Raw genomic sequence first — 24,548 nt, forward strand, 5'->3', positions numbered from 1 at the left:
AATGAAACTGAACGACAACCTGTTTGCGCGCTTGCGCGCCGCCACCAGCACCCTGCTCGAGCAAGGCCCGGTCGCAGCTACTGCGGCGATCCAGAAGGTATTGCAGGAACAAGGACAAGGACAAGGCGTCGGCACCCCGCCACGCCAGCCAGCCACGCAGGCGCAGCCGATGCGCGACATCAATCCGCCGCCGCCGACGGCCAGGCCGGCAGCAACGCCGCAGCAGCAGCCGTCCGCCGCGCCCGCAGCGACCGATATCCTGAACCAGCTGATGCCGGACCTGATGGCCACCCTCGAGCGCGCCGGCGGCGCCGTACATAAGGACTTCAAGATGCCCAATTTCGACCTGGGCGCGATGGGTGGCACGGCCGAACCGCTGCCCGGCAAATTCATCGATGGCAGCCATACGAATCCTGCCGGCACCCGCAGCTACAAGTTGTACGTGCCAAGCACTTATACCGGCACCGAGGCGGTGCCGCTGGTGGTCATGCTGCACGGCTGCACCCAGAACCCGGTCGACTTTGCCAGCGGCACCCAGATGAACCAGCTGGCCGAAGAAATGCAATGCCTGGTGGTGTACCCGGCGCAGTCGCAGCAAGCCAACGCCCAGCGCTGCTGGAACTGGTTCAGCGCAACCGACCAGACGCGCGACCAGGGCGAGCCGTCGATCATCGCCGGCATCACGCGCGACGTGATGGCCGGTCATAAGGTCGACGACGCCCAGGTGTACGTCGCCGGCCTGTCTGCCGGTGGCGCGATGGCGACCATCATGGGCACGCTGTATCCGGACCTGTACGCGGCCGTCGGCGTGCACTCCGGGCTGCCGTTCGCCTCGGCGCACGACCTGCCGTCGGCGCTGGCGGCAATGAAAGGCAAGTTCAGCCGTCCGCAAGAGGCCGGAAAATCGATTCCGATCATCGTCTTCCACGGCGACCGCGACACCACGGTGCATCCGGCCGCGGGCGACGAACTGATCGCCCGCGGCAAGCACCATGCGGCCAGGGAAACCGTCATCGAGCCGGGCCGGGTACCGAATGGCCACGCCTACACGCGCACCGTGCACAAGCATCCTGACGGCACGCCGCAGGCTGAGCAGTGGCTGATCCACGGCGCCGGCCACGCATGGTCGGGCGGCAGCGCGCACGGCAGCTATACCGACGGCAAGGGGCCCGATGCGAGCCGCGAGATGATGCGGTTTTTTCGGACCAAGCGGTAAACCGCTGGCTCAACAGCCGCCATTTTTGCCACTGACGGCAAGGGCGCGCTGCGGATTAACCGCTCCGAGCTCGTCAATATGCTGCTTCAGGCAGGCCGGACACCAGCAAGCCGTCGGCTGTCCGGGGACCGGCACGGCGGCCGGCAATTCGGTGCACCAACAGGGCTGAGCGCCGCCGTCGGCCATCGCGCAGCCGAACGGCGCGCCGCAGCGGCCGCAGGTGCTCATGGCGCCGGCGCTTGTCGCGCTTCATTATAAAATTGCAACAAAACGTGGCGGTGGCTGGAAGATGTGGCAGTCATGTCCCGGCTACCTTAGCGGATCGGGAATTAAAATTCAACAAGATCGCCATATAATCGACACAGCCTTGGCCCACAAGGCTGTAAAATCTCGTGAAAATTCATTTGGACCTGACATGACCACTGCCATTCCCAAGATTAACGCCGAACATCACGACGACCTGACTGCGGTATCGCCGCAGATCAAGGCGGCGATCCTGGCCGAGGCCCTGCCGTACATCCGCAACTTCCACGGCAAGACCATCGTCATCAAATACGGCGGCAACGCCATGACCGACGAGCGCCTCAAGCACGGCTTCGCGCGCGACGTCATCCTGCTCAAGCTGGTCGGCATGAACCCGGTGGTGGTGCACGGCGGCGGGCCGCAGATCGACAATGCGCTGAAAAAAATCGGCAAGCAAGGCAGCTTCGTGCAAGGCATGCGCATCACGGACGAAGAAACCATGGAAGTGGTCGAGTGGGTGCTGGGCGGCGAAGTGCAGCAGGACATCGTCATGCTGATCAATCACTACGGCGGCCAGGCCGTCGGCCTGACCGGCAAGGACGGCGGCCTGATCCGCGCGCGCAAGATGGCGATGCCGGACAAGGAAAAGCCGGGCGAATTCCTCGACATCGGTTTCGTTGGCGAGATCGATGCGATCAACCCGGCGGTGGTAAAGGCCTTGCAGGACGACGCTTTTATTCCGATCATTTCGCCGATCGGTTTCGGCCAGGACGGCCAGGCCTACAACATCAACGCCGACGTGGTGGCGGGCAAGATCGCGGAAATCCTGAAAGCCGAAAAGCTCATCATGATGACCAACATCGCCGGCGTGCAGGACAAGCAAGGCAAGCTGGTGACAGACCTGTCGGCCCGTGAGATCGAGGAAATGTTCGCCGACGGCACCATCTCGGGCGGCATGCTGCCTAAAATTTCATCGGCGCTGGACGCCGCCAAGTCGGGCGTGAACACGGTACACATCATCGACGGGCGCATCGAGCACTCTTTACTGCTCGAAGTCTTGACCGAGCAAGCTTTTGGCACTATGATCCGGTCGCATTAAACATTTTCCGGCGGGGTTCCCCGCTGGTATGTGTGTAGCAGCCCTTTTAGCTCAGTGGTAGAGCACTCCCTTGGTAAGGGAGAGGCCACGTGTTCAATCCACGTAAAGGGCACCATCTGCGCGCAGCTTGCCGCGCGTCGCGCGTCCCCGATTCAATCAAAACCGCGCATTCGCGCCCGCGTCAGCACAATTTTCGCTACCTCAAAGACCGTCATCCTCGCGAACGCGGGAACGACGGATCAGGCACTCGTCGTACTAAAGGCGATAGCGCTACGTGCCGCGGTACACCGGCGACGCATCCGGCGTTGGTCGTACTGATCGCGATTGCGCTGTCCATGCTTCAATACACCCGTTCCACCGTCACGCCTTTTAAACGCATCAGCGCCGGCACGCTATGCTTGCCAACCAGGTGCAGCACGCCGATCGCCGCCACCGCCTTGTCTTGCTTCGCCAGCAATTCGAGCAGCTTGTCGGCCAGCGGGCCGTTGCGCCCCTCCAGCAGCACTTTCTGGACGAAACGGCCGGCCCAGGTGGTGTCGGATTCGATCCGCACGGCGAGCGCTTCCAGGGCCGCCTGGTCGGCACCGCGCCACGCATCGACCACCTGGCGTACTTCGGCGCGCTGGCGGCCCGATTCGATCAGGGCCAGCGTGTCGTCGAGGTAGCGCAACTGCTCGGCGTCGGTCAATCTGGAAAACAGCGACATCTGCGCATCGATCGATTCGAGTTCGATCACTGTTACCTTGGCGCCGCGCGCCAGCGCGGCCAGGTGGGAATCGACGGCCAGGTCGGCGCGGTAGCCGAGCGCGGCGTATTGGTTCAGGCCCAGCACCATCGCCACCACCCACGGCTTGAGCGGCGCCAGCGTAGCTGCATCGATGCCGGCCTTCGCCAGCACCGGCACCAGGCGCGCCGCCAGCGCCGACGGCAGCGCCGCACCGGGACTGGCCACGCCGTAGTCGCGCATCGCCTTCGCCACCACCGCCGGCGGCAGCTGAGGATCTACCTCCAGCGCCAGCGTGGATGCGTTGGCGACAGCCTGGGCAATGCGCGGCTCGAGCGGATAGAATTCGGGCAGGCCGACGTGCATGGTGCCGAACAGGACCATCGAATGGCCGAAACCGGTCACGTTGAACAGCGCGCCGCGCTCCAGCGCCGAGGCCGGAAACGCCGCGGCGAAGAACAAGCTGAAGAAGACCACTATAATCTGACGTCGCATTCTTTTCCCCTGATGGTTGTTGCCAAACTATTGCCAAATTACCGCCCAATCACCGCCAAAACTGCCTGTGTCAAATATTAACCCGATTACTCCGTCCCCGATCCTGTGGCTGTTCGATCTCGACAATACGCTGCACGACGCGTCGCATGCGATCTTCCCGTTGATCAGCGCAAACATGAACGCGTATATTGCCCGCGTGCTCGGCGACGGCGTCACCGAAGCCAGCGCGGAGCAGGTCAATGCGGCGCGCCTGGGCTACTGGAAGCGCTACGGCGCCACCCTGCTCGGCATGATGCGCCACCACCAGGTCGGCGCCGCCGATTTTTTGCGCGAAACCCACGACCTGGCCGATTTGCAGCAGCTGATCCGCGCCGAATGCGGGCTGGCGCGCATGCTGCGCAGCCTCCCGGGCCGCAAGATCCTGCTGACCAATGCGCCAAGCCGCTACTCGCGCGACGTCATGCGCCACCTCGGACTGCAGCGTCATTTTTCGCACCACGTCGCCATCGAAAACATGCAGGTGCACGGCCAGTTGCGGCCCAAGCCGTCGAAGCTGATGCTGCGCCGGCTGCTGCGCCGGCATGGCGTTAGCGCCCACCGCTGCATCCTGGTCGAGGACACGCTGGCCAACCTGCGCAGCGCCAGTCAGCTCGGCGTGCGCACGGTATGGGTGACCCAATACCTGCGCTGTAGCGACCCGATCGGCCAGGCGTCACTGCCGCGCATGCTAAAACGCCCCGCTTACGTCGATGTCAAAGTAAAATCTGTCCGACAGTTGCCTGCCCGCCTGCACCGGCTACGTTGAATTTGTTTTACCCGTCGACCGCCGTTTCGTTTCCATCCGTCTCGCATCTACCTTTACTTTATCGGGATCACATGGCAAGCACCAAGCCGGGCCAGCGCAAACTGCAAATTCTTCAGGCCCTGGCAGCCATGCTCGAACAGCCGAAAGGCGAAAAGATCACCACGGCGGCGCTGGCCAAGCGGCTCGACGTGTCGGAAGCGGCGCTGTATCGCCACTTCGCCAGCAAGGCCCAGATGTTCGAGGGCCTGATCGAATTCATCGAGTCGAGCGTGTTCGGCCTGATCAACCAGATCGCCGAACGCGAGGAAGGCGGCGTCGACCAGGCCCACGCGATCTTGCAGATGCTGCTCTCGTTCGCCGCCAACAACCCGGGCATGACGCGATTGCTGATCGGCGACGCGCTGGTGGGTGAAGACGAGCGCCTACAGCTGCGCATGAACCAGTTCTACGACAAGGTCGAACTGGCCTGCAAGCAGTCGCTGCGCCTGGCTGCGACGCAAGGCCACGGCGTTGAAGGCGACGTCGGCGCCCGCGCCAGCCTGCTGGTAAGCTATGTGGTGGGCCGCTGGCACCGCTTCGCCAAGAGCGGCTTCAAGCAGATTCCGACCGAAGGCACGGGCCTGCAAATCGCACTGCTACTGGCCGCGTAAGGCAGGCACAGCGCCAATCTGCCATGAACGCCATCGACTTTGACTGCTTTGCCTTGCTCGACGACTCCGGCGCCACTGATCCGGCGCTTGCGTGCTCGCGCCTCTACACCGGCCACGCCGGCACCCTCGCCTGTTACGACGCCGCTCTTTGGCCGCAGCTGCTGGCCGACATGCAGGCGGCGCTCGGGCGCGGCCTGTACGCGGTGCCGCTGCTGACGTACGAACTGGGCGGCCACCTGCTCGGCATCGACGCCCACGCGGTCGCCGGCGCGCTGGCGCAGGTGCTGCTGTTTAAACGGTGCGACCGGCTGGCGCCGCCGCAGGTGGCGGCGTGGCTGGCGCAGCGCGCATCTGACAACGACGGTAACGCTCCGGCCGGCATCGGCGCGGTGCGACCGGACATCGGCGAAGCCGAATTTTCCGCCGCGCTTGCGCGCATCCACGACCTGATCGCCGCCGGCGACACCTATCAGGTCAACTACACCTACCGTTTGCGCTTCGACGCCTTCGGCTCGATCTACGCGCTGTACCAGCGCCTGCGGGCGCGCCAGCCGGTGCCGTACGGCGCCCTCGTCGCACTGCCCGACGGCAGCGCGCTGCTGTCCCTGTCGCCCGAGCTGTTCATCCGCCACGCTGGCGGCGCACTGCTGGCGCGGCCGATGAAGGGCACGGCGCCGGCGGCGCCCGCAAACATCGACAACGCCGACGCTGATAACGCGCGCCGATCAATTGCGCTGGCGGCCGACCTTAAAAACCGCGCCGAAAACCTGATGATCGTCGACCTGCTGCGCAACGACCTCGGGCGGGTGGCGCAAACCGGCAGCGTCGAGGTGACGGCGCTGTTCGACGTGCAGCGCTACAGCAGCGTGCTGCAGATGACGTCGACGGTGCGCGCGCAGCTGCGGCCAGACGCTACGCTGCCTGACATCTTCGCCGCGCTGTACCCGTGCGGTTCGATCACCGGCGCGCCGAAGCGGCGCACGATGGAGATCATCCGCGAACTCGAACCTTCGCCGCGCAACGTCTACACCGGGGCGATCGGCTGGTTCGATCCGGCGGCCGAAGCCACGCCGATCGGCGACTTCTGCCTGTCGGTGCCGATCCGTACCCTCGTTTTGCAGCCGCCGGCAGGCGGCGTGCGCGTTGCTGAACTCGGGGTCGGTGCCGGCATCGTCTACGACAGCGTCGCCGCCGACGAATATGCCGAATGCCAGCTGAAGGCGCGCTTTTTGACCGGGCTGGAGAATCAATTCGAACTGTTTGAAACGATCCGCGCCAGCGTTGACGAAGGGTGTTGCCATCGCGCGCTGCACCTGGCGCGGATGGCGCAATCGGCGCGCTACTTCGGCATGCCGTTCGAGCCAGCGCGGGCGGACGCGGCGCTCGACCAAGCTTGCGCCGGGTTCGCCGCGGGCGCGCTCTACCGGCTGCGGCTGGCGCTCGGCCAAAACGGGCTGTTCACCGTGCAAACTGCGCCGCTGGCCCCCATCGATGAGCCGGTCGGCTTGTTGGTGTCGGTCGATCCCAACGAGGCGACCGAAGCGGATGCGCTGTTCCTGCGCCACAAGACCAGCATCCGCACGCGCTACGACGCAGCCTGGCGCGCGGCCGAGCAGCAAGGCGGGTTCGATACCTTGTTTTTCAACCAGCGCGGAGAATTGACGGAAGGCGGCCGTTCGAACGTGTTTGTGCGCGTCGACGGGCGCTGGCTCACGCCGCCTTTGCGCTGCGGCGTGCTGCCGGGGATCATGCGCGCCGTGCTGCTGGGCGCACCGGCCTGGAATGCCGGCGAGGCCGTCATCACGCGCGCCATGCTGGCGGACGCCGACGGCATCATGGTCTGCAACGCCCTGCGCGGGCCACTGCGCGCCTACATTATTAAGTAAGCGCTTACTACAGTCGCCAGCGGCTCAGGAAGCCAGTGCTTTTTCGATCTGGCTGACAAACTGCTTGTCGTTCGGCATCACCTTGCTTGGAAAATACTCGATCACCTTGCCCTGGCGGTCGATTAGGTACTTGGTGAAATTCCACTTCGGTTCCTTGCCAGTCAGCTTGATCAGGGTCGCGTGCAGCGGATTGACGTTGGCCCCGGTGACCGACGACTTGGCGAACATCGGGAACTTTACGCCGTAAGTATTAAAGCAAAAGTCGGCGATTTCCTTCGCGCTGCCCGGCTCCTGCTTGCCGAAGTCATTTGACGGAAAGCCGAGCACGACCAAGCCCTGCTTGCTGTATTTGGCGTATAGCGCTTCGAGTCCCTGGTACTGGGTGGTGAAGCCACAAAAGCTGGCAGTGTTTACCACCAGCACCACCTTGCCGCTGTACTGGCACAAGTCCTGCGGCGCCTCGTCCTGCAGGCGGTTGAAGGTCTGCTTCAAGATGGCCGGGCAGCTGGCGGCGGCTGACGCGGCTGGCGCCGCCGGACCCTGGGCGTAGGCGGCAGGCGCCGCCCACAGGACGGCAGCGCACACGGAGAGGGGCGCGGCGAGCATGACGCGCGCAGAGGTCTTGAACATTATCTTTTCCATACGGTGGAGGTGGCGGGAATTCATTTTATGCCAAATCGACGGCAACAGTCGACGCGTTGTTCATTCAAGCTCAGTACTGCCGTCAACCAGTACTTTCTCAACCGGTTGATCCGGCTGGCCGGCTGGCCGGCGCCGGGCGGATCACCACGACCCGCGACATCGTCGGCGTGCATGGCATCACCCAAGATCACGGCGAGACCGTATCGGGCCGCAAGCTCAGGAAGGCCACCGAATCGTTGCTGCGGGTCGACAAGGCAGTCGGCACCGATGTTAAAGAAATTTACTCGACCTTCAGCTTGGACAGCCCCGGATCGGGATCCGGATAACTGAGCGCCAGGTCCTCCATGATTTCCAGCAGCAAGGTCGACACCAGCAAGTTGCGGTGGGTTTTAGAATTGGCCGGAATCACGTACCACGGCGCGTGGTCGGTGTCGGTGGCCACGATGGCGCGCTGGTAGGCTTGTTGGTAGTCATTCCATTTTTTGCGCTGGACCAGGTCGTTCGCATCGAATTTCCATTGCTTTTCCGGGTCATCGAGCCGCGCCTGCAGCCGCTCGCGCTGCTCCTCCTTCGAGATATGCAGGAACACCTTGACGATGATGGTGCCGGTCTCGACCAACATGCGCTCGAAGTCGAGGATGTGCTGATAACGCCGCTTGCATTCCTTGTCGTCGATTAAGCCCTGCACAACGGTGATGAGCACGTCTTCGTAATGGCTGCGGTTGAAGATGACGATCTCGCCGCCCACCGGCACGTGATAGTGGATGCGCCACAGGAAGTCGTGCGCCAGTTCGGCCGGGCTGGGCACCTTGAAGCCGACCGCCCGCAACCCCATCGGATTGATGCGATTGAACAGCGCCGTGATGGTGCCGTCCTTGCCGGACGTATCCATCCCCTGCAGCACCAGCAGCACCTTGCGCTGGCGCCGCGCGTACAGCATTTCCTGCAACACGGCGATCCTGTCGGTCAGCTGCAAGGTCAGCTCGCGCTCTTCCTGCTTGATGGCGCTTTTCGACTCGCCGTTGTCGCCGTTGCGCAGCGGCCTGTCGTCGGCAGACTCGTCGCGCAGCTTGAAGTTTTTCCCGGCGCGAAACTGTTCGCGCGCCTTCATGACGGTTCCCCGGCGCCGGACATGGAAAGGCCATCTTCGAGGATCAGGACATTAGGTTTCATGGCTGGATAAGAAGGCGTGGTGGCAATCAAAGGGTAACAGCTTGCCGTCGCGGATGGCGCATCGCTGGCAGCTTGCGCGCCGCGCGCGATGCGTAGACGAAAAAAAACCGGCCCGCGAGGGCCGGTCTTCTTCGCTGCGTGCGGTCAGAACCGGTAGCCCAGTCCAATGCCCAGCAGTACCGGGTCGACGTTGACGCTGCTGGCACGGGCGCCGCCGATCATCACGTCGGAGCGGATGCGCACTTAACGGACGAAGCCGGGCATTGTCGATATTGCCGAAAACATGGACAAACGTAAAAAAAGGCAGCCGAAGCTGCCTTTTTGCGTATTGCTTACTGCGCCGTACTTAACGCACCTTGCGCAGGCGGGCGATTGCTGCCAGCTGGGCGATGGCGGTGGCCAGTTCGGACTGCGCTTTCGCGTAGTCGATCTTCGAGTCCTTGTTGACCATCAGCTCTTCGGCCATTTTCTTCGCTTGCAACGCCTTTGCTTCGTCCAGGTCGTGACCGCGGATTGCGGTGTCGGCCAAAACCGTCACCGCGTGCGGCTGCACTTCGAGGATGCCGCCCGCGACGAAGACGAGTTCTTCCTCATCGCGGCCGACGACCTTGATCCGTACAGCACCGGGACGGATGCGCGTGATCAGCGGGGTGTGCCGGGGATAAATCCCCAGCTCGCCTGCTTCACCCGGCAACGAGACGAACTCGGCTTCGCCCGAAAAAATCAGGGACTCGGCCGATACGACGTCGACGTGAATAGTGTTTGCCATGTGTGTCCTATCGGTGTGAAGGAGCCGCTATTAGCCGAGCTTCTTGGCTTTTTCGATGGCTTCTTCGATCGTGCCAACCATGTAGAACGCTTGCTCAGGCAGGTGGTCGAGTTCGCCCGACGCGATCATTTTAAAACCTTTGATCGTGTCTTTCAGCGAAACGTACTTGCCTGGCGAACCGGTAAACACTTCAGCGACGTGGAACGGCTGCGACAGGAAACGCTGCATCTTGCGCGCACGCGCAACCAGCAGTTTGTCTTCCGGCGCCAATTCGTCCATACCCAGAATGGCGATAATGTCGCGCAATTCCTTGTAGCGCTGCAGGGTACCTTGCACCGCGCGGGCGGTGTCGTAGTGTTCCTGGCCAACCACCAGCGGCGACAGCTGGCGCGAGGTCGAGTCGAGTGGATCGACGGCCGGGTAGATACCCAGCGAAGCGATGTCACGCGACAGCACGACGGTCGAATCGAGGTGGCCGAAGGTGGTCGCAGGCGACGGGTCGGTCAAGTCATCGGCGGGGACGTAGACGGCCTGGATCGAGGTGATCGAGCCGACTTTGGTCGACGTGATGCGCTCTTGCAGGCGGCCCATCTCTTCGGCCAGGGTCGGCTGGTAACCCACTGCCGACGGCATACGGCCGAGCAGTGCGGATACTTCGGTACCGGCCAGGGTGAAGCGGTAGATGTTGTCGACGAAGAACAGAACGTCTTTACCTTCGTCACGGAACGATTCGGCGATCGTCAGGCCCGTCAGCGCCACGCGCAGACGGTTACCTGGCGGCTCGTTCATCTGGCCGTAGACCATCGCCACTTTCGAGTTTTCCGGGTTTTCCAGGTCGACCACTTTGGCGTCGGCCATCTCGTGGTAGAAGTCGTTACCCTCGCGGGTACGCTCGCCCACGCCGGCGAATACGGACAAGCCGCTGTGCGCTTTGGCGATGTTGTTGATCAGTTCCATCATGTTGACGGTCTTGCCGACGCCGGCGCCGCCGAACAGGCCGACTTTACCGCCTTTGGCAAACGGGCACACCAGGTCGATCACCTTGATGCCGGTTTCCAGCAGGTCTTGCGACGGCGACAGTTCGTCGTACGCAGGAGCGACACGGTGGATCGATGCGGTTTGCTCGTGCGAGACAGGACCGCATTCGTCGATCGGGTTACCGAGCACGTCCATGATGCGGCCGAGGGTAGCCTTGCCGACCGGTACCATGATCGGGCCGCCGGTGTTCTGGATTATCATGCCGCGACGCAGGCCATCGGACGTGCCCAGCGCAATGGTACGGACAATGCCGTCGCCGAGCTGCTGTTGAACTTCCAGGGTCAGTTCGGAGCCTGCCATTTTCAGTGCGTCGAAAACCTTAGGCATTGCGTTGCGCGGAAACTCAACGTCAACAACAGCGCCAATACACTGAACGATTTTGCCATCAGCCATGTTCGTTCCTTCTATTTGATTTAAATTCGGGTTTAGACCGCTGCCGCGCCGGCGACGATCTCGGAGAGTTCTTTGGTAATCGCAGCCTGGCGGGTCTTGTTATAGACCAGCTTCAGTTCGCCGATGACGCTACCGGCGTTGTCGCTTGCCGATTTCATCGCCACCATCCGCGCCGATTGCTCGGACGCGATGTTTTCAGCGACTGCCTGGTACACCAGCGCCTCGACATAACGCACCAGCAGTTCGTCGATCACGGTTTGGGCTTCCGGCTCGTAGATATAGTCCCAAGAGTTGTTACCCTTGTCGCCTACCAGCTTGTCGGCCGACAGCGGCAGCAACTGCTCTACCATCGGTTCTTGCTTCATCGTGTTGAGGAACTTGGTGTAGCAGATGTAGACTGCGTCGAGCTTGCCTTCCTCGTATTCATCGAGCATGACCTTGATCGGCCCGATCAACTTGTCCAGGTGCGGGGTGTCGCCAATCTGGATCACGTGTGAAACGACCTTGACACCCACCCGATTCAAAAACCCCAAACCCTTGTTGCCAATGGCAACTGCTTGAATCTTGTTGCCAGCTGCTTCCAGCTCGCGCGTTTTTTGCGTCACCATACGCAGCACGTTGGTGTTCATGCCACCGCACAGACCCTTGTCGGTCGTGACGATGATGAAGCCAATGGCCTTCGCCTGCACGTTCTTGGCTTGCGCCATGAACGCGTGGGTGTATTCCGGATTCGCCGTTGCCAGATTGGAGGTGATATTCCGAATCTTGTCACTGTAGGGACGGGCGGCGCGCATGCGATCCTGCGCTTTGCGCATTTTCGATGCGGCGACCATTTCCATCGCCTTGGTGATCTTCTTCGTATTTTCTACGCTCTTGATCTTGCCACGTATCTCTTTGCCTGATGCCATGAGTCCTAACTCCTTATGCGGGCTGGAAGGCTTACGCAGTAAGCCGCCCAGCGCCTGCCTGCTTCGCTATTAATATGCGCCGGATTTCTTGAAGTCAGCAATAGCGGCAGCCATGGCGGTTTCGCCATCTTTGTCCAGTTGCTTGGTATCTTCGATCTTGGACAGCAGGGCAGCTTGTTTGGTCTTCATATAATCATGCAGGCCGGCTTCGAACGGCAGCACCTGCTTGATATCGAGGTCATCGAAGTAGCCTTTGTTGACGGCAAACAGCGACACGGCCATCAGCGAGATCGACAGCGGCGAGTACTGCGACTGCTTGAGCAGTTCAGTGACGCGCGCACCACGGTCGAGCTGCTTGCGGGTCGATTCGTCCAGATCCGAGGCAAACTGCGCGAACGCAGCCAATTCGCGGTACTGGGCGAGGTCGGTACGGATACCGCCAGACAGGTTTTTGATGACCTTGGTCTGGGCGGCGCCACCGACGCGCGACACCGAGATACCGGCGTTAATGGCTGGACGCACGCCCGAGTTGAACAGCGCCGTGTCGAGGAAAATCTGGCCGTCGGTGATCGAAATCACGTTGGTCGGCACGAAAGCGGAAACGTCGCCGGCTTGCGTTTCGATGATCGGCAGTGCGGTCAACGAACCGGTCTTGCCGGTCACAGCACCGTTGGTGAACTTCGTAACGTAGTCTTCGTTGACGCGTGCTGCGCGCTCGAGCAGGCGGCTGTGCAGGTAGAACACGTCGCCAGGGTAAGCTTCGCGGCCTGGCGGACGGCGCAGCAGCAGCGAGATCTGGCGATAGGCAACCGCTTGCTTGGACAGGTCGTCGTAGACGATCAGCGCATCTTCGCCGCGGTCACGGAAGTATTCGCCCATGGCGCAACCGGAGTACGGCGAGATGTACTGCATGGCGGCCGATTCGGACGCCGAAGCGGCGACAACGATGGTGTATTCCATCGCGCCGTGCGCTTCCAGCGAGCGTACGATGTTCTTGATGGTCGACGCCTTCTGACCGATCGCGACATAGATACACTTCATGTCCTGGCCTTTTTGATTGATGATTGCATCAATCGCTACGGCCGACTTGCCGGTCTGGCGGTCACCAATGATCAGCTCGCGCTGGCCACGGCCGATCGGCACCATCGAGTCGATCGACTTCAGGCCCGTCTGCATTGGCTGCGACACCGATTTACGGGCGATCACGCCCGGTGCGATCTTTTCGATCGCAGTGGTCAGCTTGGCGTTGACCGGACCCTTGCCGTCGATCGGCTGGCCCAGTGCATTGACCACGCGGCCGAGCAGCTCGGGACCGATCGGCACTTCCAGGATGCGCCCGGTCGTCTTGACCGTGTCGCCTTCGGAAATGTGCTCGTAGGCGCCGAGAATGACGGAGCCGACCGAGTCGCGCTCGAGGTTCATCGCCAGGCCAAACGTGTTGCCAGGGAATTCGAGCATCTCGCCCTGCATCACGTCCGACAGACCGTGGATGCGGCAGATACCGTCGGCAACCGAGATAACCGTGCCCTGATTGCGAACTTCAGCGCTCGATTCAATGCCTTGGATCCGGCTCTTGATCAGTTCGCTGATTTCAGATGAATTAAGTTGCATGCTAACTCCTAATAGTTTCTTGATGCGTAGAGCAAGGGCGAGGCGCCGGCGTGAATGCGGTAGTGTCGTTACGAGGCAAGCGCAACATGCATCTGTTGCAGCTTGGCGCGCACCGAGGTATCGAGCACTTCATCACCGACCACCACGCGCACACCACCGATCAGCGAAGAATCCACTGTCACCGTTGGGTTGAGCTTGCGGCCAAATTTCTTTTCCAGCGTGACAACCAGTTCAGCGACCTGTGCGTTCGAGAGCACGAATGCGCTGACGATGCTGGCGTCCGCGGCACCTTCCTGTGCATTTTTCAGCATATGGAATTGCGCGCCGATTTCAGGCAGCAAGGAAACGCGGCCGTTCTCGATCAGCATGGCGATAAAGTTTGTGGCTTCAGCGGTCATTGGTGCCTGGACCAGCGCTGCAAACGCGTCGGCGACCTGCGCCTCCGTCACGTTCGGGTTGCGGGCGAAATCCTGCACATCCGGATTGGTGCCGATGTTGGCCAGCTCGGCCACCAGTGTGGACCAGGCGGCCATGTCGCCGGTTTGGGCGACACGGAACAACGCTTCGGCGTAAGGACGGGCGACGGTTGCGAGTTCAGCCATGATTACAGCTCGGTCGCCAGTTGCGACAGCAGGTCGGCGTGGGCCGTTGCGTTCACTTCGCGCTTGAGAATCTGTTCGGCGCCTTTGATGGCCAGTGCGGCGACGTCGGCACGCAACGCATCGCGCGCACGCGCAACTTGCTGCTCGGCGTCGGCCTTGGCTGCTGCCAGGATACGCGTCGCTTCTTCCGCTGCGGTGCTCTTGGCAGCGTCGATGATCGCCAGGGCGCGCTTGTCGGCATCGGCGATGCGGCTTTGCACTTCGGTGCGCGCGGCCATCAATTCAGCCTGCACACGCTTTTCGGCGGCGGCCATGTCGGCTTTGCCACGGTCAGCCGCGGCGAGGCCGCTCGCGATCCTCTTAACGCGCTCGTCGAGCGCTTTCATCATTGGCGGCCAGACGAATTTCATCGTGAAGCCGCACAAGATGAAGAAGACCACGAACTGGGCAAACAGGGTTGCGTTTAAGTTCACGGTATTTTCCTTCTCAGAAAAAAGTACGCCGAACTTCGCAGTTCGGCTGTTGAGAGTTGGCGAAGCGCCGAATTACTTAGGGACGAACGGGTTTGCGAAGGCGAACAGCATGGCGATACCGACGCCGATCAGGAACGCAGCATCGATCAGACCGGCCAGCAGGAACATCTTGGTCTGCAGCGTGTTCATCAGTTCAGGCTGGCGAGCCGATGCTTCCAGGTATTTGCCGCCCATGATTGCGATACCGATGCAGGCACCGATAGCACCGAGGCCGATAATCAAACCGCAAGCCAGAGCAACAAAAGAGAGGTCAGTCATGAAAATTCCTTTAGGAGGTTAAGTTAAAACTAAAAAATAAATAAATAAATACAAACTTTTTTACTACGACAATCTGTTCGAATGCGGGTCCCGCGGTCGATTAGTGTCCTTCGTGCGCCTGACCTATATACACCAAAGTAAGCATCATGAAGATAAATGCCTGCAGGACGACGATCAAGATGTGGAAGATGGCCCAGACGGAACCGGCGACCACGTGGCCGAGAAAACCGAACGTGGTTGCCATCGCGCCGAGCAAGGCAATCAACAGGAACAGCAATTCGCCCGCATACATATTGCCCCACAATCGCATGCCCAGCGAAACGGTGCGCGCCACGTACTCGATGATGTTGAGCAGCAGGTTGAATGGCGCCAGCCAGATGCCGAACGGCGCGGCAAACAGTTCGTGCAGCCAGCCGCCAAGGCCTTTGATTTTGACGTTGTAGTACAGGACTACGGCGAGCACGGCAAGCGCCATGCCCATCGGACCGTTCAGGTCGGCGGTCGGTACACCGCGATGATGCGAAATCACGTCGTCCATGCCGAGCGCGGCAAATAAGGAAGAAAACATATCGACCGGCAGGAAGTCCAGCGCGTTCATCAGCAACACCCAGACGAACACCGTCAGGGCCACCGGAGCGATGAAGCGGCGGTCGCCGTGGACAATGGCTTTCGACTGGTCTTCGACCATTTCGACCAGGATCTCGATGGCAGCCTGGAACCGGCCAGGCACGCCGGAAGTGGCGCGGCGCGCGGCCAGCCACATCAGCAGCGAACCGATCACGCCCATTGTGATCGACCAGAAAATCGTGTCGATGTTATAGACTGAAAAATCAACCGTCGAGGCCTGCGTTTTGTTCGACAGGTGACCCAGGTGGTGGACAATATATTCTGAAGCACTCGGAGCGTGCGCTGCTGCTCCTTCAACCGTTGGATTCGCCATTTTATTGCCTAAATAGTAAGATTATGTAACTTTTGAGCGCCACGATGAACCCGACGATAAACGCGAGCCAGTTCACTTCGTGATAAAACCAAGCGGTTGCGCCAAACAGCGCAAACGTCAGTGCAATCTTTACAAACTCCCAGATGAAAAAAGTCATCGGGTTTGCCCCGCCTGGACGCTGGGTGCCGGCGAACAAGCGCAGCGCGAACAGGGCATTCGGTATTACACAACACAAGCCACCAAGCACCGCCGACGTCATCGCGGCCATGCCTCCCAGCAGTGCGGCGATAACGCCGGCGACTACTGTCGCAATCATTTGCATCGAAATTATGCGCAGCATTTTTGTTCTTCGCGCAAGTCGTTGGAATCGGGCGTGTATGTTGTTGGTGTTTTAGTGAATCAGCGGAATTATAAGGGTTTGTGCGTATAGGCGTCAAACGGCGCGGCAATGCTTATGAGCGCAATTCGCTCCAAAAGCGACACCTGCGTGCTCGGGTTGCGCACTTGTACACTTATTTTCCCCAATTTTTGTCAAAACATGGCCTTGATCGTCAGTGCAGAACGGCGTTGATGGCCGCGTTGCGTGGCCCGCTCCACCAGCGAAGCGGCCGGTCACGCCCGCAGCCTGGCCAGCACGCCGTCGAGGATGTCGAGGTCGGCAAAATCGATGATCATCTGGCCGCGCCCCTTGGCGCCCATTTTGAACAATACCGGGGTGGCCAGCTTGTCGGACAGCTCTTCCTCGAGGCGCATGATGTCGCCCGATTTGTCCTTCTGGCGCGCGGCCGGCGGATTGGCCGCCTCGTCCATCGTGCGGGTCACCAGCTTTTCCGTTTCGCGTACCGACAGGCGCCGTGCGACAACCTGGCTGGCCAGGCTGATCTGGGTGGCGGCGTCGACGGCGAGCAGGGCTCTAGCGTGGCCCATGTCGATGTCGCCGGCCATCAGCATGGTTTGCACCGGCGCCGCCAAATTCATCAGGCGCAACAGGTTCGACACCGCGCTGCGCGAGCGGCCGACCGCGTTGGCTGCCTGCTCGTGGGTAAAGTGGAAGTCGTCGATCAGGCGGTGGATGCCTTGCGCTTCCTCGAGCGGGTTGAGGTCTTCGCGCTGGATGTTCTCGATCAGGGCCATCGCCGCGGCGGCCTGATCGTCGACGTCGCGCACCAGGACGGGAATCGATTCGAGGCCGGCCAGCATGGCCGCGCGAAAGCGCCGCTCGCCGGCGATGATCTCGTAGCGGATCGCGCCGCCAGGCACATCGCCCGCCGCCGCGTCTACCGGGCGCACCAGCACCGGCTGCATCACGCCCTGTGTCTTGATCGACGCCGCCAGTTCGTTAAGGGCGCCTTCGTCCATGCGCGTGCGCGGCTGGTATTTACCGGGCTGCAGTTGCGCCACCGGCAGGCTTGAGGGCGCGCCGGCGGCCGCGGTGAGATCGCCATCGCCGCCAAGCAGCGCGTCGAGGCCGCGGCCGAGGCCCTTGAGTTTTTTGGTCGCCATGGTTGCTGAGTGCTTTCGTCGGTTCTGGTTACATTCTTCGGTTACATCGTCTTGATGCGTTCGATCATCTCGGCGCCGAAGGCAATATATGCCTGCGCGCCTTTCGAGGATGGGTCGAACACCACGCCGGGCACGCCGTACGAAGGCGCCTCGGCCAGGCGCACGTTGCGCGGGATGATGGTTTTGAAGACCTTGTCGCCGAAATGCTGCTCGAGCTGGGCCGACACCTGCTGCGACAGCGTCATGCGCGGGTCGAACATCACGCGCAGCAAGCCGATGATCTTGAGGTCGTGGTTCAGGTTGGCGTGCACCTTCTTGATCGTGTTGACCAGGTCGGACAGGCCCTCCAGGGCGTAGTACTCGCACTGCATCGGGATGATCACGCCGTTGGCGGCGCACAGGCCGTTAAGGGTCAGCATCGACAGCGCCGGCGGACAGTCGACCAGGATGAAGTCGTAGTCGGCGTCGACCGCGGCCAGCGCGTCTTTCAGGCGCCGTTCGCGGTGGTCCAGTTCGACCATCTCGACTTCGGCGCCGGCCAGCTCGCGGTTCGACGGCAGCACGTCGAAGCGGCCCGACTCGGAGCGCTGGCGCGCCGTGGCGACGTCGGCTTCGCCGAGCAGCACTTCGTAGGTCGACGCTGTCAAGCCGGCCTTGTTGATGCCCGCTCCCATGGTCGCATTGCCCTGCGGGTCGAGGTCGACCAGCAGTACCCGTTGATCGAGCTTGGCCAGTCCCGCGGCGAGATTGACGCTGGTGGTGGTTTTGCCCACCCCGCCCTTCTGGTTTGCTACACAAAAAATTTTGGCCATGTACGCTCTTGTAGTGGACGCAACAATATTAATTTATATGGTTTACACGGTTTATACTATATAAACGGTATAAACAGTTTATTCTGTATATACGATTTAAAGTGTTTATTCCGTATAAACCGTTTATATGGTTTACTCTGTTTTATCCGATTTTGCGATGAACACCAGGTGGCGCTCGGCATCGAGCCCCGGCACCTTCAAAGCCTGCAATCTGCTCACGCTCCAGCGGGCCGGCAGGCGTTCCTGCTCACTCGGCGGCGCCACGCCCTTCAATGCGATGAATTGGCCGCCGTCGGCCAGCAAATGGCCCGACCAGTCGACGAAATCGGACAGGTCGGCAAACGCGCGCGAGGTGATCACGTCGAACGGCAGCGCAACCCGCAGTTGCTGGACCTGGTCGGTGTATACCGTCACGTTGGTCAATCCCAGCTCGGCCTTTACCTGCTTAAGGAACGCGGTTTTCTTGTGCACCGTGTCGATCAGCGCCACCTGCATGCCTGGGCGGGCGATCGCCAGCACGATGCCCGGCAAGCCGCCCCCTGCGCCGACATCGAGCACATTGGCGGCGCTGGCGAAGCTGGGCACGGCGGCGAGCGAATCGAGCAGATGGTGGGTGACCATCTGCAGCGGGTCGCGCACCGAGGTCAGGTTGTAGACCGAATTCCATTTGAATAGCAGCGCCAGGTAGTCCAGCAGCTGCGTGTGCTGCTGCTCGTCCAGGTCAAGGGCCAACGCCTTGATGCCGTCGGCCAGGATGGGCGCCACCGCGGCGCGGTCGAAAAACTTCATCCTGCCAGCTCCTCGTTCAAGGTCGCAAAGCCGCGTGCGCCGCGTTTTTTCAGGTGCACCAACAGCAGCGAGATCGCCGCCGGCGTGACGCCGGAAATTCGCGACGCCTGGCCGAGCGTTTCAGGGCGCTGCTTGTCGAGCTTTTGGCGCACCTCGATCGACAGCGCCGGAATGTCGAGGTAATCAAAACTTTCCGGCAGCTTGAGGTTTTCGTAGTGGTCAAGGCGCTCGACTTCCTTGGCCTGGCGGTCGATGTAGCCGGCATATTTGAGCTGGATGTCGACCTGCTCGCGCACGGCCGCATCCATCACGCCGGGGCCGGCCAGCGCCTGGCCGTCGACGCCGGACATGCTCATCAGCTTGTCGTACTCGACGCCCGGTCGGCGCAGCAGGTCGGCCAGCGAGTATTCGCGCTCGATCGCCTGGCCGATGACACGCTCCGATTCGCTTGCCGCCAGCACACGCGGGTTGACCCAGGTCGAGCGCAAACGCTCCAGTTCGCGCGCCACCGCTTCGCGCTTGGTGTCGAACGCCGCCCACTGTGCGTCGCCGACGCAGCCGAGCTGGCGGCCGATGTCGGTCAGCCGCATGTCGGCATTGTCTTCGCGCAGCGAAAGACGGAACTCGGCGCGGCTGGTAAACATCCGGTACGGCTCGGCTACGCCCTGGGTTGTCAGGTCGTCGACCAGCACGCCGAGATATGCCTGCGAGCGGCCCGGCACCCAGGCGCCCTTCCCCTGGGTCAGCAAGGCTGCGTTCAGGCCAGCCAGCATGCCTTGCGCCGCCGCTTCTTCGTAACCGGTGGTGCCGTTGATCTGGCCGGCGAAAAACAGTCCGGCGATGGCTTTCGTTTCGAGCGAGGTTTTCAGGCCGCGCGGGTCAAAATAGTCGTATTCGATGGCATAGCCGGGGCGCAGGATAAACGCGTTCTCCATCCCTTTCATCGAGCGCACCAGGTCGATCTGGACGTCGAATGGCAAACTGGTCGAGATACCGTTCGGATAGTACTCGTTGGTGGTCAAGCCTTCCGGCTCGAGAAAAATCTGGTGCGAATCCTTGCCGGCGAAGCGGTGAATCTTGTCTTCGATCGACGGGCAATAGCGCGGCCCGACGCCCTCGATGACACCGGTAAACATCGGGCTACGGTCGAGGCCGGCGCGGATGATGTCGTGGGTGCGGGCGTTGGTATAAGTCATCCAGCACGGCACCTGGCGCGGATGCATCGCCGCGTTGCCCATGACGGAAAACACCGGCACCGGATCGACGTCGCCGGGTTGCTCGTTCATCGCCGAAAAATCGATACTGCGCCCGTCGATGCGCGGCGGCGTGCCGGTCTTCAAACGCCCCTGCCCCAGCTTCAGTTCTTTCAGGCGCGCCGACAGCGAAATCGCCGGCGGGTCGCCGGCCCGTCCGGCCGAATGCGATTGCAGGCCAACGTGAATTTTTCCGTCGAGGAAAGTGCCAGCTGTCAGCACCACGGCGCGGGCGCGAAACTGCAGCCCGATCTGGGTGACGGCGCCAACCACCCGCTCGCCTTCGAGCATCAGGTCGTCCACCGCCTGCTGGAACAGCCACAGGTTCGGCTGGTTTTCCAGGCGCGAACGAATCGCCGCCTTGTACAGGATGCGGTCGGCCTGGGCGCGGGTGGCGCGCACGGCCGGCCCCTTGGACGAGTTCAGGATGCGAAACTGGATGCCGGCTTCGTCGGTGGCAATCGCCATCGCGCCACCCATCGCATCGACTTCCTTGACTAGGTGGCCCTTGCCGATGCCGCCGATGGACGGGTTGCATGACATCTGCCCGAGCGTCTCAATGTTATGCGTAAGCAACAAAGTCTTCTGGCCCATACGGGCAGAAGCGAGTGCCGCCTCTGTGCCGGCATGGCCGCCGCCGACAACGATCACGTCGAATTCAGTTGGAAATAGCATGATGGAAAATGAAAAGCAGGAAGTTGAGGCCCGATTATAGAGTCTTTTTGTGACGTGGGCTCTGCTGCGGGAAGATTTTACCGGTGAAGTAGCAACGATGTTCCACGTGGAACAAAGCAAAAACCCGTCTGCCCGGTTGTTTCACGTGAAACAAAGGTCCAAAATCGGCAGCGACATTGTTCCACGTGGAACACAATCAGCACGACCGGCAGCAAGGACCGGCTAACGTAGCCGTAAATCCGGGTGGCAATGAATGCACCACGAAAGACGAAGCGAACGCGCTTATTGTAGCGAAGGAACATCACCCCCACCGGCCTTCCCCACTGTCGCCTGCTTCGTGTAAGCTTGACGCATTCCCCATCGAGGATCAGCCCGGCCATGACCATACTCGCCCCTTTTATCTTCAGTACCGTGCCCCATCTCGTGTCGATGCCTGGCGCCGCCGCGCAGCTCGGACAGCACGTCAGCGCGCACTTTCCACAAGCGCGGCGAGCGCTGATCGTTACCGATCCCGGCTTCCTGCGCACCGGCCTGGTCGAGGCGCCCAAGCGCGACCTGGAACACCATGCGCTCACGGTGCTGGTCTATTCGAAGGTCGTGGCCGATCCACCCGAACAAGTCGTGCTCGACGCTGTCGCGTTCGCGCGCAATAACGCCGTCGACATCGTCATCGGCATCGGCGGCGGCAGTTCGATGGATGTCGCCAAGCTGATCGCGGTGTTGGCCGGCAGCGAGCAAATCATAGGCCAGATCTATGGCATCGGCAACGTGACGGGCAAGCGCCTGCCGCTGGTGCAAGTGCCGACCACCGCCGGCACCGGCTCCGAGGTCACCAACATCGCCATCGTCACCACTGGCGAGACCACCAAGATGGGTGTGGTCGCGCCGCAACTATATGCCGACCTTGCCGTGCTGGACGCCGAACTGACCTTGGGCTTGCCGCCGGTCGTCACCGCCGCCACCGGTATCGACGCCATGGTCCATGCGATCGAAGCGTTTACCAGCAAGCACAAGAAAAATCCGTTGTCGGACATGCTGGCGCGCCAAGCCCTGTCCTTGCTGTCTAACAACCTGCTCACCGCCTGCGAAAACGGTGCCAACATGCAGGCGCGCCAGGCGATGCTGCTTGGCGCCTTTCTCGCCGGCCAGGCGTTCTCGAACTCTCCGGTAGCTGCCGTGCACGCACTGGCGTATCCGATCGGCGGCATTTTTCATGTGCCGCACGGACTGTCCAATTCACTGGTGTTGCCGCATGTGTTGCGCTTCAATATGCCGCAAGCGCTCGACCATTACGCCGAGATCGCCGGCATCATCGCGCCCGACGTTAAAGGCAGCCAGGAAGCGCGCGCCGAGGCGTTGATTGTTGCAATGCAGCAGACCGCCCACCTGACCGGCATCGAGACGACGCTGCGGCAAGTGGGCATCACTGAAGCCGACCTCGACCGGCTGGCCGACGATGCCATGAAGCAGACTCGTCTGCTCGGCAACAATCCGCGCGAACTGGACTGGAGTGATGCGCGCGCGATTTACGCCGCCGCGCTGTAGCGTCCGGCGCCGCCAAACCCAGTCGCCAAAGGCGCGGTTTTTTGGGGCTAGTACAAGCGCCAGCCTCAGGCGACTTTCTTCTTGCGCGTGGCGGCCGCGATGGCAGCGCCGATCTCGCCGACAATGCCGCGCCGGAACGCCAGCACGCAGACGATGAAGATCAGGCCAATCACCATGCCGACCGACTCGCCAAGGGTCGAAAACCACTCGATCCCAGTAGTGCGCACCAAAAAGGCGCCAACGTCGCCCAGCTTGTTTTCCAGCGTGATGACGATGAACGCGCCGAGGATCGGGCCGACCAGCGTGCCCATGCCCCCTACCAGCGTCATCAGGATCACCAGGCCCGACATGGTCCAGTGGACGTCGGTCAGCGTCTCGAAGCCGAGCACCAGCGTCTTGGTGGCACCGGCCAGCCCCGCCAGCGCGGCCGACAGCACGAACGCCATCAGCTTGTACTTGTCGACGTCGTAACCGAGCGAAATGGCGCGCGGCTCGTTTTCCTTGATAGCTTTCAATACCTGACCGAACGGCGAATGGACGGTGCGCACGATCAGCGCGAAACCGGCAATAGCAATCACCAGCACCACGAAATACAGCGTGGTGTCGTCGGACAGGTCGATCACGCCCAGCAGCTTACCGCGCGGCACCCCTTGCAGGCCATCCTCGCCATGGGTAAACGGCGCCTTGAGCATGACGAAATACACCATCTGGGCCAGTGCCAGCGTAATCATCGAGAAGTAGATGCCCTGGCGGCGGATCGCCAGCAAGCCCATGACCAGGCCGATCAGTGCCGCGGCGCCGACACCCAGCAGGATGCCGAACTCGACCGGCAAGCCCATGGCGGCCAGCGCATGGCCGGTGACGTAGCCGGCCGAGCCAAAGAAGGCAGCATGGCCAAACGACAGCAGCCCGGTATAGCCGATCAACAAGTTGAAGGCGCAGGCAAACAGGCCGAAGCACAACAGCTTCATCAGGAACACGGGGTAGCCGATGAAGGGGGCAGCGACCGCGATGGCAAACGCGAGAAAATAGCCGATGTTTTTGTACATTGAATGCTCCGTTTTAGTATGCGCGTTACTTCTCTTTGCCGAACAAGCCGGCAGGACGGATCATCAGGACGATCACCATCACGACGAACACCACGACTTCGGATCCCGCCGGGTAAAACACCCGGGTGAAACCTTCGATGATGCCCAGGCCCAGGCCCGTCAGGATCGAGCCCATGATCGAGCCCATGCCGCCGATCACCACCACGGCGAACACGACGATGATCAGATGCGAGCCCATCAGTGGGGTGACGTTGATGATCGGCGCCGCCAGCACGCCGGCAAAGCCGGCCAGCGCGACGCCGAAGCCGTAGGTCAACGTGACCATCAGCGGCACGTTAATGCCGAACGCTTCGACCAGTTTCGGGTTCTCGGTACCGGCCCGCAGGTACGAGCCGAGCTTGGTTTTTTCGATGACGAACCAGGTCGCCAGGCACACGCTGAGCGAAGCGACGACGACCCAGGCACGGTAGTTCGGCAGAATCATGAAGCCGAGGTCGGTGGCGCCGGTAAGCATTTCCGGCACGTCGATCGACTGGCCCGATACGCCGAAAAAGGAACGGAACACGCCTTCGAGCAGCAAGGTGACGCCGAAAGTGAACAGCAAGCCGTACAAGTGGTCCAGCTTGTAGAGCCAGCGCAGCATGGTTTTTTCGACGATGATGCCGAACACGCCTACCAGCAACGGTGCGATGATCAGCATCGACCAGTAACTGAGTCCGAACGTCGTCACACCGATGAAGGCGAAGAACGCGCCCATCATGTACAGGGCGCCGTGCGAGAAGTTGATCACGTTGAGCAGGCCGAAGATGACGGCAAGGCCGAGCGAGAGCATGGCGTAGAACGAGCCGTTGACGAGGCCGAGCAGCAGCTGGCTCATCATGGCCTGGAGAGGAACGCCGAAGATTTCCATGGCATCACAGTACAAAAAAACCGGCAT

General features: G+C 61.5%; 26 protein-coding genes and 1 tRNA gene. 8 read left to right on the top strand and 19 right to left on the bottom strand.

Annotated features, from left to right (window positions below; genetic code table 11):
• Position 1 precedes the first annotated feature (1 nt).
• Positions 2 to 1,216, top strand: a complete 1,215-nt coding sequence (locus CR103_RS10345) for an extracellular catalytic domain type 1 short-chain-length polyhydroxyalkanoate depolymerase (protein WP_099915909.1) — start codon at positions 2 to 4, stop codon at positions 1,214 to 1,216.
• 9 nt (positions 1,217 to 1,225) lie between these two features.
• Here CR103_RS10345 and CR103_RS10350 read toward each other — a convergent pair whose 3' ends face one another.
• On the bottom strand, positions 1,226 to 1,444 hold the full coding sequence (locus CR103_RS10350) for a cysteine-rich CWC family protein (RefSeq protein WP_099915910.1): 219 nt from the start codon (positions 1,442 to 1,444) through the stop codon (positions 1,226 to 1,228).
• Between the two features lie 187 nt (positions 1,445 to 1,631).
• Here CR103_RS10350 and argB point away from each other — a divergent pair, with 187 nt between their 5' ends.
• The gene (argB, locus tag CR103_RS10355) at positions 1,632 to 2,558 is read left to right on the top strand and encodes an acetylglutamate kinase (RefSeq protein ID WP_099915911.1); all 927 of its coding nucleotides are present in this window, start codon (positions 1,632 to 1,634) and stop codon (positions 2,556 to 2,558) included.
• A 40-nt stretch (positions 2,559 to 2,598) separates the two neighbouring features.
• Positions 2,599 to 2,673: transfer RNA gene (locus CR103_RS10360), tRNA-Thr, on the top strand.
• Between the two features lie 225 nt (positions 2,674 to 2,898).
• Here the strand turns inward: CR103_RS10360 and CR103_RS10365 are convergent.
• Positions 2,899 to 3,777: a TraB/GumN family protein gene (locus CR103_RS10365; protein ID WP_099915912.1), complete on the bottom strand. Its 879-nt coding sequence runs from the start codon at positions 3,775 to 3,777 to the stop codon at positions 2,899 to 2,901.
• Positions 3,778 to 3,838: 61 nt separating this feature from the next.
• Here CR103_RS10365 and CR103_RS10370 point away from each other — a divergent pair, with 61 nt between their 5' ends.
• The 3 genes from CR103_RS10370 (at position 3,839) to CR103_RS10380 (ending at position 7,118) form a co-directional block, all read left to right on the top strand.
• A complete protein-coding gene (locus tag CR103_RS10370; RefSeq protein WP_229442997.1) occupies positions 3,839 to 4,582 on the top strand; it encodes a pyrimidine 5'-nucleotidase in 744 nt (247 codons plus the stop codon).
• A gap of 71 nt (positions 4,583 to 4,653) precedes the next feature.
• Positions 4,654 to 5,232, top strand: coding sequence for a nucleoid occlusion factor SlmA (gene slmA / locus CR103_RS10375; RefSeq protein ID WP_099915913.1), 579 nt, complete (start codon positions 4,654 to 4,656; stop codon positions 5,230 to 5,232).
• 23 nt (positions 5,233 to 5,255) lie between these two features.
• Positions 5,256 to 7,118, top strand: coding sequence for a chorismate-binding protein (locus CR103_RS10380; RefSeq protein WP_099915914.1), 1,863 nt, complete (start codon positions 5,256 to 5,258; stop codon positions 7,116 to 7,118).
• 24 nt (positions 7,119 to 7,142) lie between these two features.
• Here CR103_RS10380 and CR103_RS10385 read toward each other — a convergent pair whose 3' ends face one another.
• Positions 7,143 to 7,748: a glutathione peroxidase gene (locus CR103_RS10385; RefSeq protein ID WP_099915968.1), complete on the bottom strand. Its 606-nt coding sequence runs from the start codon at positions 7,746 to 7,748 to the stop codon at positions 7,143 to 7,145.
• Positions 7,749 to 7,816: 68 nt separating this feature from the next.
• Here CR103_RS10385 and CR103_RS22035 point away from each other — a divergent pair, with 68 nt between their 5' ends.
• Complete coding sequence (locus tag CR103_RS22035) at positions 7,817 to 8,086, top strand: hypothetical protein (RefSeq protein WP_143752571.1); 270 nt, start codon at positions 7,817 to 7,819, stop codon at positions 8,084 to 8,086.
• Here CR103_RS22035 and CR103_RS10390 read toward each other — a convergent pair.
• The 14 genes from CR103_RS10390 to mnmG all read right to left on the bottom strand — a co-directional run bounded on the left by CR103_RS10390 (position 8,041) and on the right by mnmG (position 21,017).
• The gene (locus CR103_RS10390) at positions 8,041 to 8,871 is read right to left on the bottom strand and encodes a PPK2 family polyphosphate kinase (RefSeq protein ID WP_099915915.1); all 831 of its coding nucleotides are present in this window, start codon (positions 8,869 to 8,871) and stop codon (positions 8,041 to 8,043) included. The two genes, CR103_RS22035 and CR103_RS10390, sit on opposite strands and share 46 nt — an antisense overlap.
• Before the next feature lie 408 nt (positions 8,872 to 9,279).
• On the bottom strand, positions 9,280 to 9,702 hold the full coding sequence (locus tag CR103_RS10395) for a F0F1 ATP synthase subunit epsilon (protein ID WP_099915916.1): 423 nt from the start codon (positions 9,700 to 9,702) through the stop codon (positions 9,280 to 9,282).
• Between the two features lie 30 nt (positions 9,703 to 9,732).
• Positions 9,733 to 11,133: a F0F1 ATP synthase subunit beta gene (atpD, locus tag CR103_RS10400; RefSeq protein ID WP_099915917.1), complete on the bottom strand. Its 1,401-nt coding sequence runs from the start codon at positions 11,131 to 11,133 to the stop codon at positions 9,733 to 9,735.
• Positions 11,134 to 11,165: 32 nt separating this feature from the next.
• Positions 11,166 to 12,041, bottom strand: a complete 876-nt coding sequence (gene atpG / locus CR103_RS10405) for a F0F1 ATP synthase subunit gamma (RefSeq protein ID WP_099915918.1) — start codon at positions 12,039 to 12,041, stop codon at positions 11,166 to 11,168.
• A gap of 69 nt (positions 12,042 to 12,110) precedes the next feature.
• Positions 12,111 to 13,652, bottom strand: a complete 1,542-nt coding sequence (atpA, locus tag CR103_RS10410) for a F0F1 ATP synthase subunit alpha (RefSeq protein WP_099915919.1) — start codon at positions 13,650 to 13,652, stop codon at positions 12,111 to 12,113.
• 68 nt (positions 13,653 to 13,720) lie between these two features.
• Entirely contained in the window at positions 13,721 to 14,254 is a 534-nt protein-coding gene (locus tag CR103_RS10415) for a F0F1 ATP synthase subunit delta (RefSeq protein WP_099915920.1), read from the bottom strand.
• Positions 14,255 to 14,256: 2 nt separating this feature from the next.
• Complete coding sequence (locus CR103_RS10420; RefSeq protein WP_099915921.1) at positions 14,257 to 14,727, bottom strand: F0F1 ATP synthase subunit B; 471 nt, start codon at positions 14,725 to 14,727, stop codon at positions 14,257 to 14,259.
• Positions 14,728 to 14,799: 72 nt separating this feature from the next.
• Positions 14,800 to 15,045 carry a F0F1 ATP synthase subunit C gene (gene atpE, locus CR103_RS10425; RefSeq protein ID WP_038494309.1) on the bottom strand — a complete coding sequence of 82 codons (246 nt, stop codon included), beginning with the start codon at positions 15,043 to 15,045 and terminating at the stop codon, positions 14,800 to 14,802.
• A gap of 100 nt (positions 15,046 to 15,145) precedes the next feature.
• Positions 15,146 to 15,985 carry a F0F1 ATP synthase subunit A gene (atpB, locus tag CR103_RS10430; protein WP_099915922.1) on the bottom strand — a complete coding sequence of 280 codons (840 nt, stop codon included), beginning with the start codon at positions 15,983 to 15,985 and terminating at the stop codon, positions 15,146 to 15,148.
• A gap of 1 nt (position 15,986) precedes the next feature.
• Positions 15,987 to 16,325 carry an ATP synthase subunit I gene (locus tag CR103_RS10435; protein ID WP_099915923.1) on the bottom strand — a complete coding sequence of 113 codons (339 nt, stop codon included), beginning with the start codon at positions 16,323 to 16,325 and terminating at the stop codon, positions 15,987 to 15,989.
• 272 nt (positions 16,326 to 16,597) lie between these two features.
• A complete protein-coding gene (locus tag CR103_RS10440; RefSeq protein ID WP_099915924.1) occupies positions 16,598 to 17,488 on the bottom strand; it encodes a ParB/RepB/Spo0J family partition protein in 891 nt (296 codons plus the stop codon).
• Positions 17,489 to 17,529: 41 nt separating this feature from the next.
• Positions 17,530 to 18,300, bottom strand: coding sequence for a ParA family protein (locus tag CR103_RS10445; protein ID WP_099915925.1), 771 nt, complete (start codon positions 18,298 to 18,300; stop codon positions 17,530 to 17,532).
• Between the two features lie 132 nt (positions 18,301 to 18,432).
• Entirely contained in the window at positions 18,433 to 19,089 is a 657-nt protein-coding gene (gene rsmG / locus CR103_RS10450; protein ID WP_099915926.1) for a 16S rRNA (guanine(527)-N(7))-methyltransferase RsmG, read from the bottom strand.
• Positions 19,086 to 21,017 carry a tRNA uridine-5-carboxymethylaminomethyl(34) synthesis enzyme MnmG gene (mnmG, locus tag CR103_RS10455; protein ID WP_099915927.1) on the bottom strand — a complete coding sequence of 644 codons (1,932 nt, stop codon included), beginning with the start codon at positions 21,015 to 21,017 and terminating at the stop codon, positions 19,086 to 19,088. Before mnmG ends, rsmG begins: the two co-directional genes overlap by 4 nt.
• Positions 21,018 to 21,395: 378 nt before the next feature.
• On the opposite strand from mnmG, the gene CR103_RS10460 reads away from it, so the two are divergent.
• The gene (locus CR103_RS10460) at positions 21,396 to 22,562 is read left to right on the top strand and encodes an iron-containing alcohol dehydrogenase (protein WP_099915928.1); all 1,167 of its coding nucleotides are present in this window, start codon (positions 21,396 to 21,398) and stop codon (positions 22,560 to 22,562) included.
• 65 nt (positions 22,563 to 22,627) lie between these two features.
• On the opposite strand, the gene CR103_RS10465 is transcribed toward CR103_RS10460, so the two are convergent.
• Together CR103_RS10465 and CR103_RS10470 are read right to left on the bottom strand one after the other, a co-directional pair.
• Complete coding sequence (locus CR103_RS10465; protein WP_099915929.1) at positions 22,628 to 23,611, bottom strand: branched-chain amino acid ABC transporter permease; 984 nt, start codon at positions 23,609 to 23,611, stop codon at positions 22,628 to 22,630.
• Between the two features lie 25 nt (positions 23,612 to 23,636).
• Positions 23,637 to 24,521, bottom strand: coding sequence for a branched-chain amino acid ABC transporter permease (locus CR103_RS10470; RefSeq protein WP_099915930.1), 885 nt, complete (start codon positions 24,519 to 24,521; stop codon positions 23,637 to 23,639).
• Between the last annotated feature and the right edge of the window lie 27 nt (positions 24,522 to 24,548).

Origin of the sequence: Massilia psychrophila, assembly GCF_002760665.1 — a bacterium.
Lineage (GTDB): Bacteria > Pseudomonadota > Gammaproteobacteria > Burkholderiales > Burkholderiaceae_D > JAFCUW01.